Raw genomic sequence first — 13,955 nt, 5'->3', positions numbered from 1 at the left:
CAATGAGTGAAAAAGTGATAAACACAGCCTGGCTGGAAAAAGCGCAGGGTCTGATGCCGGAGCTTCGCCAGCAAAAGGTCTATCCGGAACATATCGTGAGCGCAGTTCCGGATGCGTCAGCTTTTCAGGGATGGCGTATCGAACCAATAGGCTTAGCAGAACACTTATCGGATCAAGTGCTGTGCAAGGGAGACCGTGTTACGCTGGATTTCGGGGAGCATCTCGTCGGTTATCTGACCTTGTCGCTTCTTAACGAGCGCAGTAATGCAGATGCACCTCTCAGGTTGAAGCTCACATTTGGAGAAATGCCCTGTGAGGTCGGTGAGGATTTTGCAGAATATTCGGGTTGGCTTAGCCGTTCATGGCTTCAAGATGAGATCGTGAATGTGGACGTGTTACCTGGCACGCTAACACTGGACCGTCGGTATGCCTTTCGGTATCTGAAAATCGAGGTGGTAGAAACGTCGATCCGTTACGATATTCGAATTAACGATATATATTGCTTGACGGTGACCTCAGCAGACATAGGGGGGGCAGTACCTCAATTGCCTGAAGGTATCGACACGGAGCTGCTGGAAATAGATCGCGTGTCCGTGAAGACACTCCGGGATTGCATGCAGACGGTATTCGAAGATGGACCGAAGCGCGATCGACGTTTATGGATCGGAGATCTTCGCCTTCAGGCCCTCGTCAATTATGAAACATTCGGCTGTAATGATCTCGTCAAGCGCTGTCTCTATCTCTTTGCCGGAACGAGATTAGAGGGAGGCCAGGTAGGAGCCTGTTTGTACGAACAACCGGAACCGTACGTGGACGACATTTACCTATATGACTATGCGTTGTTCTTTATTGCGACATTATGGGACTATTTTGAAGCTACCAAGGACAGGGAAACGTTGGAAGAACTTTGGACGGTGGCTAGAGAACAGATTGAGATTGGGCTTAAACGACTTGATGAGCGGGGCATCGTAAGGGATGACGATACATGGTATTGTTTTCTGGACTGGCATGAAGAATTAAATAAACAGGCCGGTGCTCAGGCAGTTCTCATCTATAGTATGAAAAGGGGAAGGTCGATTGCCAAAGAACTAGGGCTGCCGGAGTATGAGGAATGGATTAACGCACACATCAAAGACGCTGAGCAAGCAGCCCTCACATATCTGTGGGATGGTGAACAGGGCTTTTTCGTCAGTGGTGAGAAGAGACAGATATCCTGGGCATCGCAAGTATGGATGGTACTGGCTGAGATCATGGATGCTCCAGCGGCCCGGCAATTACTTGATCGGTTAACGAGTAACGGAGAAGCTATTAGCATGACCACACCGTACATGGTTCATCATTATGTTGATGCATTAATAATGTGCGGGGAAGAGGAGAAGGCACTGGAGCAGATCCGAAGGTATTGGGGCGGTATGCTGAAGGATGGAGCGGACACCTTCTGGGAGCTCTACGACCCGGACGACAAAACGTATTCTCCTTATGGTAGCAATTTGGTCAACAGTTATTGCCATGCTTGGAGCTGCACACCAAGTTATTTTATCAGGCGAAATTTTTCATGAATTTTGGACTTGAGGTCAACCAGGTACGTCTGGTTGGCCTTTTTGGATTAGTTTCAGATCGTATAGAGCCTGCCATGGCCTATTGTTTTTATTTTTATCTGTTTTTGTTCGTACCGATAAAAGAACGAGTGGCTATTAATGAAGCGATAAATACGAATATTAAAATAAAGTTATATGGGTTTCCTTTAAGTATGTAGACTTGAACGATGAGTGTCAGAGTTGAGATGCTTAAGATTATTCGCAGGACAATCGCCGATGAGCGATCGGGAATAATTGGAATAACATGACAACTAATTATAACATAGGTTTTTTTGGAGTCGGACATTTTCATAGAAGTTAAGGGACGAACTATGGTGTGCTTGGTGCAATATAGTTGATGTATTTTCACAGGATGGACTTTGCTTTCCTCCGGGGAGAGCGGTAAACTGTTGCATACGAGCGTACTAGCCTTATGGATTAATGTCCTGGATTTTACGTCAAAAAAGGCGTGGCTGTGCTGATATGCATTTTATTTTTCAAACAGATGTGGAGGAAGTACGATTGGAAATGTTTACGATGCTGCTGGGTTTATTTGAACGGGCGGCGCTGTTGATTATATTTTTATTCTTTCTGTCGAGGGTGCCAAGGTTTAGGCAGATTCTGCAAAAGGGGAAATTAAGGTGGCAGGAGTCTATTGCGGTTACCTTGTTATTCTGTGCTTTTGCCATTTTCGGGACATATACGGGCATTAATGTTGAAGGTTCACTGGTGAATGTGCGGATCATCGCCGTGTTATCGGGTGGTATTTTGTTCGGAGCGCCTGTGGGTATTATTACGGGTATTGTCTCCGGGGTGCATCGGTATCTGATTGATATGGATGGAGTCACAGCTATACCGTGTCTAATCACGAGTATCTTGGCAGGTCTGGTCTCTGGATATATACATAAGTACACGCCCAAGCCTAAGCGATGGATTATCGGTATTGGTGCTGGAATGATCTGTGAAGCGCTCACGATGTTATTGATCCTGCTATTTTCCTATCCCGATCCACTGGGTGCCGACATTGTTTCGAAGATTGCGCTGCCTATGATTCTGGGTGAAGTCAACATTGGGCTAATTGTGCTCTTGGTGCAGAGTGTCGAAGGGGAAAAAGAGATGATTGCGGCTCGTCAGGCGAAGCTGGCACTGGAGATTGCAAACAAAACCTTGCCGTATTTCCGTTCGATTGATGAGGATTCTCTGCGCAAAATTTGCCGGATTATTCAGGAGGATATTCAGGCCGATGCGGTTGCAATTACGGATACCCGGAATGTACTGGCTTATGTAGGATTTGGTGAGGAACGATATCATATCGGTAATGAAATTATAAGTGAGATGACCAAGAAGACGATATCCAGCGGGGAGATTACGATCAGTAATGATGTTATTGATGAAAAAACACCCGATATCCACTCGCTGTTAATCATTCCGCTCAAAGAACGAGGAGACATTACAGGTGCGCTCAAAATCTATTATCGCAAAGCGTACAAAATTACGTATCCATTACAAACGATGGCTGTAGGTCTATCGCAGATTATCTCGACCCAGATGGAGGTATCGCGGGTAGAAGAAATCAAGGCTGCTGCCAACAAAGCAGAGCTGCGTGCATTACAGACAACCATTCATCCTCATTTTTTGTTTAATGCGCTAAATGCGATTGCATCGTCCATCCGAACCAAACCGGATCGTGCTCGGGAGCTGATTGTGAATCTATCCGGGTACATGCGTTACAATCTGGAGCTGTCGGATGAGTTAATTGATATTCATAAGGAACTGGAGCAGGTCCGTAATTATGTAGAGATTGAGAAAGCTCGCTTTGGCAGCCGACTTAACGTGATCTATGACATTGATGAGGTCGCGGTGCATATTCCGAGTCTTGTTATCCAGCCGCTCGTCGAAAATGCAATTATTCATGGCATTCTCAAGGTCAAAGGACCCGGGACTGTTCGAATTCGGGTACAGGATTATCCGGAGTTTGTGCGAATCAGTGTCAGTGATACAGGAGCAGGAATCAGTGCAGATATAATTGAACGTGTTTACCATGACCGCATGCCTGGTAACCAGATCGGGCTATATAATGTGCATCGCCGGGTCAAGCTTATCTACGGACAAGGTGTAACCATTACAAGGCTGGAACAAGGAACGGATATTTTATTTGATGTGCCCAAAGGAGATGTCGTAACAAGGTGATGATGGATCAATGAGAGCTCTTATTGTGGAAGACGAGATTCTGGCGAGTGAGGAATTGAATTATTTAATCCAGGAACATAGTCAGATTGAAGTGGTGGACCGCCTTGAAGACGGGCTAGATGTACTGAAATTTTTACAGGAACAAGAAGTAGATGTCATTTTCCTTGATATCAATATTCCCTCGCTGGACGGTATGATGCTGGCCCATCATATTGGGAAATTTGCAACGAAACCCTACATTGTATTTACTACGGCGTATAAGGAACATGCAGCGGAAGCCTTTGAGTTGGAGGCGTTTGATTATATTCTGAAACCGTATGACGAGAAACGAATTGCTGCAATGCTCCATAAGCTGGAGCTCGCATTCAAACGTGATCATGCGCCGGTGGAGCAACATGTTGAGGATGGACCAGCCACTACGGCGGACGGATCTGCTGCGCATGGTGAACTGGTACGAGAACGAGATACGAATTCCCATACAGACAGAAGAATTAATTTGCTGCGGAATGACAATATTATTGTTACGGATACGGCAGATATCTACTATGCGGAAGCACAAGAGAAAGTGACGAAGGTATATACCAAAAATGGGGAGTTCACCATGCCAGTGAGCATATCGGATTTTCACAGCCGTCTGCCACAGGATACGTTCTTTCGCTGCCACCGTTCGTACGTTGTAAATCTGTCGCAAATCCGTGAAATAGTACCTTGGTTCAACAATACGTATCTGCTCCGTCTGCGCGATTTGGAAGCTGAAGTGCCTGTGAGTCGCGGGAAGGTCAAAGAATTCAGGCAACTCATGCGCATCTAGAAGCATTTCATTCCGCATCTGATGCAACTCATGCTCAAAACGGTGTGATGAATCCCCTTTCATGTATGATTAGCTTGTGAACGCATTCATGTATATGACATCGGCAAAGGGGAGATCACGATGAAAGCAACCATTTCATCCGTTTCATCAACACCTGAATCAACATCTGCACCTACAAAAATGAATCGCTGGCTTATTGTTTTGGGGACCATCATTGTACAAATGGGTCTTGGAACCATCTATACTTGGAGTTTATTTAATCAGCCGTTGTCTGATCGTTTCGGATGGGACGTCAGCTCGGTCGCGATAACTTTTTCAATTACCAGTTTTGCTCTGGCTTTTGCCACATTGTTTGCAGGACGATTGCAGGAACGTTGGGGTCTTCAGCGTCTGATCCGTGTAGCCGGGGTTGTGCTTGGGCTGGGTCTTATTCTGAGTTCTCAAGTCACCTCGTTAACACTGCTGTACATTTTGGCTGGATTTGTCGTTGGTTTTGCAGATGGTACGGCGTATATTACGTCGCTGTCTAATCTGATCAAATGGTTCCCGGAGCGTAAAGGTCTGATCTCGGGGATCTCGGTCGGCGCATTCGGTACCGGTAGTTTATTGTTCAAATATGTGAACACGGCATTGATTGGTGCCGTTGGTCCTGCTCAGGCATTTATGTACTGGGGCATTATTGTTCTTGTTCTGGTCGTTGCGGGATCATTCCTGATCCGTGAAGCGGTTGTTCGTGAACAGGCTCCTACAAGCAAGGAAGGATCCAAACAAGTCGTAGCACGTCATGATTACACGGTGAAAGAGATGCTGCGTACAAAAGAAGCGTACATGCTGTTTGTTATTTTCTTCACGGCGTGTATGAGCGGTCTGTACCTGATCGGTATTGTTAAAGATATCGGTGTACAACTCGCTGGACTTGATGTAGCTACCGCTGCGAACGCAGTGGCCATGGTTGCAATCTTTAACACGGCAGGACGTATTATTCTCGGTGCGCTGTCGGATAAAGTAGGACGAATGAAGGTCATCGCTGGTGCGCTGCTAGTTACAGCCGTAGCTGTCATGACACTTAGTCTGGTTCCACTGACCTTCGGGATATTCTTCGCCTGTGTGGCGGCCGTTGCATTCTGCTTTGGCGGTAACATTACGGTATTCCCGGCGATTGTGGCCGATTACTTCGGACTGAAAAATCAGAGCAAAAACTATGGTGTGATCTATCAGGGATTTGGATTTGGTGCCTTGGCAGGATCATTCATCAGCGCCCTGCTGGGCGGATTCCATCTAACCTTCATCGTGATTGCTGTACTCTGCGCTGTCTCGCTGTTGCTCGCACTGATCATCACCCCTCCAGGTGAAGGTCGTCGTGCTCGTCAACGTGAAAAACAGATGAACCTTAACCCTTCATCACGGGCAAGCTAACAACATGCACTGGAAGTACGGAACTGAGGATATTTCTTCATCTTAAAAAGCAAATTAAAAAACAAAGTAAACAAAGCGGTCTCCAGTTGAGGCCGCTTTTTGGTATCTACAGTGTTCAGATTGCTGACTTAGTTGGCCTATCGGACCATCTGGCTGCCTGCAAGCGTGGTGCCTTGTGTGCATTCCATCATTCGCATCTGTTATACTCTAGGTGAATTCAACAAGACCAAGACAAGTTATGTACCCCAGAGGAGGCATATCATGAAGTTCATTAAATACACACAACCTGATTTTGATGATTATTATGCATTGGTTTCCAATATGGAAGTAATGAAACAGATTACAGAACGTGCAATACTGGAGCAAGAGGCGAGAACGCAATTTGAGTCCATGCTGGAGTTTAATGAGCGTTCCACTTGCGGACATTACCGAGTATATAGTGAAGATGGTGCCGGTGTGGCGTATGCCAAATTGATTCCGGATCAGGAGGACCCGACCAAGGCTGAGATAGGTTACATGATCCTACCTGAACATTGGGGCAAAGGTCAAGGCACATCCATAGCGTCACGGTTGATTATTCAGGCACAAGCCGCAGGGATTGGATCACTCTATGCAGTTATCGATCCGGGTAACGCTGCTTCCCGGCGGATCTTGACCAGACAGAACTTTGTATCCACCTGGACAGGTGATTACGATGGTCTTCCCGGTGAGATTTTGGAGTTAAATCTTCAAATGAAGCGGTAAAGGTACTATTCTGAGGGTAATCAGATAATACAGGGCATCTTGCATGAGATGGCTGGAGCTCATTATCATCATGGTGCATGGGTTCACCCATGTACATTTCATGCAAGATGCTTGCTTATATAGAGATGTGGAGGAGATGACATATGAGCAATTCAACCATGGAACGTCTGAATGCATTACTGCCGGAGTGGCTGGAGACCAGTCGTTTGCACACCGGGCAAGGTAAGGTGGCTTCTTATATCCCGGAGCTTGTCAAAGCCTCTCAGGATGAGCTCGGTATACATATCATGGACGCCGAAGGGAACTATGTGTCGGCAGGGGATTGCGGTGTCCCATTTACGATGCAAAGTATCTCCAAAGTATTTACCCTTATTCTGGCCCTGATGGATCATGGGGAAGAAGCGGTTTTCTTTAATGTAGGAAAAGAACCGACAGGCGACGATTACGATTCGATGATCAAACTTGAATTGGTTGAACCCGGAATCCCATTTAATCCATTAATCAATGCGGGTGCGATTACGGTGTCTTCTCTTGTTGGAGGAGATTGTAAGGAAGAGAAATCACGCCGCATTCTGGAGTTTTTCCGCAAACTGGCGAATAATGATCAGTTGGGCTATAACGAAGAGGTATTCCAGTCCGAATCGGAGAGCGGTCATATGAATCGTTCACTTGGCTACTTTTTGAAGCACAACGGGGTCATTAAGGATGACGTTGAAGACGTGCTTGCCGTGTATTTCCGTCATTGCTCCATTGAAGTGACGTGTGCAGATCTGTCTCGAATGTCACTCGTTCTGGCCTATAATGGAACAGATCCAATTACGGGAGAAGAACTCATCCCTCGTCGCTATGTTCAGATTGCCAAAACCTTCATGACCACCTGTGGTATGTATAATGCATCAGGCGAATTTGCCATCGAGGTCGGCTTGCCCGCCAAAAGTGGAGTATCCGGAGGGATATTGACCCTTGTACCGGGACAATTCGGCATAGGTCTTGTTGGCCCGGCTCTGAATCGCAAAGGCAACAGTATTGCCGGCGTGCATCTGCTCGAGCGTCTGTCCAAGGAGTTCGACTGGAGCTTTTTCTAAGAAGTTTTTTAAAAAAAGAAACTATACCCTCATATGTAGCCGATGAATCACGTATCCGATATTTTGCTTCTTTAGAACGAAGTGAATGGTCTGGATATGTCTCGTCGGCTACTTTTGGTATTCACCAGGGAGTGTAGGAAGACAGTCCTGCATGGCAACGGCAATGCTGCACCTATCATGGAACATCCGCAACATCGGGGTGGGTATATCTCCCTTCAGTCATCGGCTAGGGCCACATCTGTAATGAGGTTCATCTGAATATCCCGGGACCCATCTTCCATCAGCAGTCTGAGGGTACGAGCCGGACGGTCCAGTCGAAGCACTTGCCCCGTGTAACGAATATCATCATGTTCGTGAAACAACGTAATAATGACCCTATCTCCAAGCATCATCGAGTTGCTGAGCAAACGGGACATTTCTTCCGCGGCCTGGGCATCCAGAGATGGGCGGGTACGAGGAGCAAGTTGTTCCTGATGAAGAATGTAAGCTTCCCGGTGTTCGGGGAGCATCATGCGTGAGGACTCGAAGATACCGTTTTGCTGCAATTTTTTACTCATTTATAATGACCTCCAATTTTATGAGAACGCTCATGGGCTTGCGCGGACGAGCAGAGGGAAGATGCCCGCATAATGGCAGTATCTCCGTACCTGCGCTTGATATCATCCGTGGCACGTTCCAGTTCTCTTTTGCGTTCGCGGTCATCAAACCAGGACAGCTGCACTTCGGAATCGGGTACAAGTCCGGTCAATGACACGCTGATGCGGCGGATGGGTAATCCGTCCCAATGGCGCAGGAACAGAGCTGCTGCCGCATCGTATACTTCATCCGTAATGTTGGTGGGTTCATTCACCTTCATCTGGCGGGAGAAACCGGTTGGCCGATCATAATCCTGTCCGCGACATCCAACCGAGACCACATGGCCCATGAGTGATTTGTCACGGGAACGTCGACTGACGAGTTCCGCCAGTTCAAGCAGTACCACTTTGATATCTTCCCAGGAGTCATAGTCCCGGGGCAGCGTCATTTGATGTCCGATCCCCTGCTGCTGATGAGCATAGGTCCCGGGTTTGACCGGGGAATCGTCAATACCACGGGCGATACGCCACAGTACCTCGCCATTCACACCCCAACGTTCTCTCAGTCGGGACAGAGGGGTCTGGGCCAGATCACCAATCGTATGCACGCCCATCTTGTAGAGATGTTGCGCCATGCGGGAACCTACCATGAACATGTCTCGTACAGGCTTCTGCCAGATGGTGGACGGCAGATCTTTGCGAGGCAACGTGCAGATGCCTCCGGGGACTTTTTTGGCATACAGATCGCAGGCCATCTTGCTAACGACTTTGGTATCACTGATGCCGATCCGAATGTATACACCCGTCTCATCCATCACCCTCGATTGAATGCTGCGCGCAATCGTCTCGGGACTGCCGAACAGATCCAGGCTTCCGGTGACATCGAGAAACTGTTCATCAATACTATAGGGTTCCACCAGATCGGTGTAAGACTGAAGGATACGCGTAATATGAAGGGATACCCGAATGTACTCGGCCATCCGGGGGCGAACAACAACAACATCTGGACATTTGGCGAGCGCTTCGCCCAGTCGTTCTGCTGTCGTAATTCCATAGGACTTGGCGAGTGGACAGGCCGCAAGAATAATACCCGAACGGCGCGCCGGATCTCCCGCGACTACGAGGGGGCGGTCCTTGTATTCGGGATGTGCAGACTTCTCCACACTGGCATAGAATGACTGGCAGTCTGCCAGCATGATGACACGTCTGTCTTGGCGAGGCATAAGACTTCTCTCCTTATCCGTGATGCTAAGCTCATCTGTTAAGCATCAATGATCTTCATTTGAACATCGATAATTAACAGTTTATTTACAGTATGGAACAAGTGTTCTTGTTTTATAAGCATATCTGACAATTCGAAATGCGGCAACCGGAATTATTTTGCAAATTGGACACAATTATGGGTTAGCCATATTAGAGGCAGAAATTAGGAAATAAGATGTGCTTTTTTACATTTAATGTGAGAGATCCATGACCTACGGTTGATGACCGGGCGTTCATTTGGGTTTTTGTAAAAGGGTTATAAATGGGTACAGTCCTATAGAGGGGGACTGATGTCCTTTTTTGATTTTCTGCATTTTTCAGAAAACCTTGATGTGACGCGGAATATCGCTGATGCGTTATCGGACTATAGTATCAATTTTGTAATCTTTATGGTTAATACTGTAAAAAGGTCCGCAACTTTAACATATGACTCGCGTTTAATGGGGTATGTGTTCAAACGGCAAACGTTGCCTGTACCCGCGTTGCACATAACAATAAAGGTTCCAGAAGTGCAAGATCAGCAGGCCATTTAATCCATGCGGTTCCAGCAAATATTAGCGTTTGGGAATCAGTCGTATCCTGGAGGCTTTCGGGTGCTAGTTGATGGCGCTTTTTACGAATTATGGGCAGAATGTTCCATTTCATGTTTGCTTCCATCAGCCTAGTTACAAATGCAGAGTCTTAGCGCTATAGTGAGAACTACACCGCTGACATCTCTACCAAGCGGACATCCGAAGCGGAAAGATTCGTAAACTTCATGTTGGACCATTCGATGTTGAAGCAGGATGCATATTAGAGAGGTGAGCAATCTAAAGACATGAGCAGACAAAGACGAAGACGCTGGTTATTAACGGTGTTGACAGGAGCAGTGGTGGTGACCGGTGGAATATTTGCCGGATGGCACTATATGCAACCCAAGCTCGTTACGTACACAGCGGAGAACGGCACGGAGATGAAATTCAAGACCGATGGAGACCGGTTCATGGAATACGGGCCAGATGGAACGTGGAGGGAGATGTTCGTCAAAGGTGTCAACCTGGGCGCAACTTCACCGGGGTATTACCCGGGAGAATTCCCGCTGACCAAAGAGGATTACTTGCGGTGGTTCCAGCAGATCGAGGATCTGGGAGCCAATGTAATCCGGGTATACACGGTTCACGAACCGATTTTCTACTCCGCATTAGTCGAATATAACCGCGGCCGGGAGCAACCGTTATATTTTATACAGGGCATATGGTCACCTGAAGAAGAGCTGATTGAGAAACAGGATGCCTACGCGGCCCATATTGAGCAGACGTTCAAGCAGGAGATTGAAAAGGCCGTATCTGCTGTCTATGGCGATGCGGACATTCCTGCCAAGCAGGGAGAGTCCAGCGGCAAATACAAAACGAATGCAGGAAAATACCTGATGGCCTGGCATGTGGGGACGGAATGGGACCCGGCAATGGTAGACAACACAAACGCAAAACATGCGGACGTGCCGCAGTACAAGGGAGTTCATTTCTCGGCGAGTCCAGAAGCGTCACCGTTCGAGAACTGGCTGGCAGAGCTGCTGGATCATACGGCGGTCCTGGAGAAGAAGTATGGGTGGGAACATCCGATGACTTTCACCAACTGGGTAACTACCGATGTGCTGGATCATCCTGGCGAGCCGCTGTATGAAGAGGATCTCGTGAGTGTGGATGCCCGACATATTCAGCCGGAGGCATGGCAGGGAGGTTATTTTGCAGCCTACCATGTGTACCCATATTACCCGGATCTGTTCCATATCGATAAAACGCTCCAAACCATCAAGGATGAGAACGGTGAGTACAACACGTACAAAAGTTATCTGCGCAAGCTGAAAGCCGAGTTTTCCGATATGCCTGTAATGATTACAGAGTATGGCGTACCCTCTTCTCTTGGTATTTCCCATCTGGGTATGGGAGGACGGAATCAGGGTGGACATAACGAAGTAGAGCAGGGAGATATTGACGCGTCACTGACGCAGGATATCTATGATGAAGGATACTCGGGAGCGATTGTGTTCATGTGGCAGGATGAATGGTTCAAAAAAACATGGAACACGATGCCACTGGAAATCCCGGCTGATCGCCGTGCATATTGGCTGAACGTACTGACAAACGAGAAGATGTTTGGCCTGCTTGCCATGGACCCGGGTAAACAGGAACAGTTGACCATCGACGGATCACTGGATGACTGGGATGATCTGAAGGTTGAAGAGGTCACGACCTGGCAGGGCCAAGTGGACGGCATTCAGGAAATGAAGATGACTCATGATGAAGCCTATCTGTATATTGGGCTGACCTTGGATCAACCGTTTGACCCGGAGAAGACAGTGCTGCGAATTGGCACAGATACACTTGTTGGAGGCAGTCAGCCTGACAAGTTACTCCCGGGCCGGACACTCAGTGATGGTCTTGAGACAGTGATTACACTGGGGCAGGATGAAGAATCACAGGTGGAGATTGCCAAGGATTATGACTTTAATCAGCGTCTGTACGGCAAAGAAGGATACGATATGCTGCCAGATCAGCAGTCAGATTCCGCAGATAATCCGTTCCACCCATGGAATCTGGCAGTCAGCCTGAGGATGACACCGCCGGATACCCGATCTGCTCAACCGTTCATGAATGAAAAGGTCGGAACATTGAAGCGAGGAACGACGGCTCCCGGCCAGCCTGATACGGATTCATTAACGGCATGGCAGTATAATGGCAATCAAGTGGAGATGCGAATTCCCTGGATGCTGCTTGGGTTCGGTGATCCGAGTTCGCTGCAAGCGATCGACTATGGACCGCTCAAGAATAGACGTGAGTTCTCCACAGTTGCTGTGGAAGGCGTTACCCCCATTCCGTGGTTAACGGACCGCGCCACGAAGAAAGTATCTTGGCCTGGGGGTGAACAGACGACCCTGGATCTGAATACATTGCCGGTATATAGCTGGCAGCCTTGGGAGCAGGTGCAGTATAGTGAACGCCTGAAGCTAAGCTACGAAAAAATGAAGAAGAGTTATGAAAAAATTCCTAGTTTTCAGATCGAATAAATGAGTATAAAGGAGGACCTTTTCACATGTTTCCAAGTTTGGCTTTGGCCTATCTGTTTTTGTACATCTGTATCGCACTTGTTGTTGTAGGCGTCATCGTATTGTTTGCCATGAAAATGTCCCACAATGGCAAACGACGTAAGACGGCATTTTATGAATTGAAGCAACGTGACTATTTCACCTATCTGCAAACAGCCTTGACTGAGAATAGTCCACTCAGATTGCCACCAGGCAAACTGGCTCCGCTGGAACGCAGAGTCATTCAGGACAGACTGATTGAATGGATCGACCAGTTCAAGGGTGAGTATCGCGACAAATTAATCGCACTGTGCCGTGAAGCAGGATTCGTAGAGCATGATCTGAAGGAACTGGGCCGTCTGCGTTATGGTCGCCAGATTGATGCAGCTTATCGCTTGGGTGGCATGCGTTGTCCCGAAGCCGTTCCGGGTTTGATGGAATTACTGAAGGATGAGAAACCGGGCCCGATGGCCATTATGATTGGTCGATCCATCTCCAGATGTACGACTCGGCAAGGTGAACTGAAAGACATGCTCGCTTTGCTGTTAACCAAAGGTAAGTCCATTCACCATCTGGCAGCAGATATTCTGCTCGAAACGAGTCTGGATACGAGCAGAATTCTAATTGAATTGCTGGAAGACCGGAATCCTGATTTTGTCAAAGTCGGACTGGTTGCCATGTGGGGACAGGCTGTACCTGAAGTGATGCCTGCACTCGACAGACTGGTAGGCGCAGAACATCAGGATGTACGTGCCGAGGCGGTGAAGCTGTATCTTAGCGCAAGTCCGGCACTCCGGGATGAGACAATCCTGAAGCTGATCCAGGACCCCGATCCGGAAGTTCGCGCCGAAGTGGTACAAGCGCTTGGTTACAAGCATGCATCTGGCAGCATTCCATTGCTGCGCAAAGCGCTTCGGGATGAAGACTGGAGAGTTCGATATAACAGTGCGGAGAGTCTGAGCAAGCTCGGTGAACCGGGATTCGAAGCGCTGTGTCAGGCTGCGGTGCAAGGTACAGTTGCTGAGCGCGAGATTGCGATGCAGCAGATTGAGAGTACCATGCAGCACACGAGAACCGATGACAGAGCTGTAGAGCAGATGATTGCACATAACAAAAAAAGACTGCTGTACGATCGCTATTTTGGCCCTGTACGAGAGAACAGAACCAGCAAGAAGCGCACAGGTGTCGCTACGGTAGGAGGGGATTACACTGCTTAGGGATCTACTATTA

General features: G+C 47.9%; 10 protein-coding genes. 8 read left to right on the top strand and 2 right to left on the bottom strand.

Going from position 1 to position 13,955, the window contains the following annotated elements; translation table 11 throughout:
* Window positions 1-2 precede the first annotated feature (2 nt).
* The 6 genes from C170_RS23265 (at window position 3) to glsA (ending at window position 7,823) form a co-directional block, all read left to right on the top strand.
* Entirely contained in the window at window positions 3-1,559 is a 1,557-nt protein-coding gene (locus C170_RS23265) for an alpha-L-rhamnosidase-related protein (RefSeq protein WP_036614573.1), read from the top strand.
* A gap of 555 nt (window positions 1,560-2,114) precedes the next feature.
* Entirely contained in the window at window positions 2,115-3,767 is a 1,653-nt protein-coding gene (locus C170_RS23255) for a sensor histidine kinase (RefSeq protein WP_036614944.1), read from the top strand.
* Between the two features lie 10 nt (window positions 3,768-3,777).
* Window positions 3,778-4,578 carry a LytR/AlgR family response regulator transcription factor gene (locus tag C170_RS23250; protein WP_036614570.1) on the top strand — a complete coding sequence of 267 codons (801 nt, stop codon included), beginning with the start codon at window positions 3,778-3,780 and terminating at the stop codon, window positions 4,576-4,578.
* Window positions 4,579-4,758: 180 nt separating this feature from the next.
* Window positions 4,759-5,994, top strand: coding sequence for an L-lactate MFS transporter (locus C170_RS23245; protein ID WP_036614939.1), 1,236 nt, complete (start codon window positions 4,759-4,761; stop codon window positions 5,992-5,994).
* Between the two features lie 261 nt (window positions 5,995-6,255).
* Window positions 6,256-6,738: a GNAT family N-acetyltransferase gene (locus C170_RS23240; protein ID WP_036614567.1), complete on the top strand. Its 483-nt coding sequence runs from the start codon at window positions 6,256-6,258 to the stop codon at window positions 6,736-6,738.
* Between the two features lie 143 nt (window positions 6,739-6,881).
* Window positions 6,882-7,823, top strand: a complete 942-nt coding sequence (glsA, locus tag C170_RS23235) for a glutaminase A (protein WP_036614565.1) — start codon at window positions 6,882-6,884, stop codon at window positions 7,821-7,823.
* A 215-nt stretch (window positions 7,824-8,038) separates the two neighbouring features.
* On the opposite strand, the gene C170_RS23230 is transcribed toward glsA, so the two are convergent.
* The gene (locus C170_RS23230) at window positions 8,039-8,380 is read right to left on the bottom strand and encodes a YolD-like family protein (protein WP_036614562.1); all 342 of its coding nucleotides are present in this window, start codon (window positions 8,378-8,380) and stop codon (window positions 8,039-8,041) included.
* A complete protein-coding gene (locus C170_RS23225; RefSeq protein WP_036614560.1) occupies window positions 8,377-9,621 on the bottom strand; it encodes a DNA polymerase IV in 1,245 nt (414 codons plus the stop codon). The genes C170_RS23230 and C170_RS23225 overlap by 4 nt, the downstream gene beginning before the upstream one ends.
* Before the next feature lie 857 nt (window positions 9,622-10,478).
* Here C170_RS23225 and C170_RS23215 point away from each other — a divergent pair.
* Both C170_RS23215 and C170_RS23210 read left to right on the top strand, forming a co-directional pair.
* Window positions 10,479-12,707 carry a hypothetical protein gene (locus C170_RS23215; RefSeq protein WP_036614557.1) on the top strand — a complete coding sequence of 743 codons (2,229 nt, stop codon included), beginning with the start codon at window positions 10,479-10,481 and terminating at the stop codon, window positions 12,705-12,707.
* Between the two features lie 26 nt (window positions 12,708-12,733).
* Window positions 12,734-13,942, top strand: coding sequence for a HEAT repeat domain-containing protein (locus C170_RS23210; RefSeq protein ID WP_036614555.1), 1,209 nt, complete (start codon window positions 12,734-12,736; stop codon window positions 13,940-13,942).
* The last annotated feature ends 13 nt before the right edge of the window (window positions 13,943-13,955 follow it).

Origin of the sequence: Paenibacillus sp. FSL H7-689, from assembly GCF_000517905.1 — a bacterium.
Taxonomy (GTDB): Bacteria; Bacillota; Bacilli; order Paenibacillales; family Paenibacillaceae; genus Paenibacillus; species Paenibacillus amylolyticus.
This window is presented reverse-complemented; position numbering and strand designations above follow the sequence as displayed.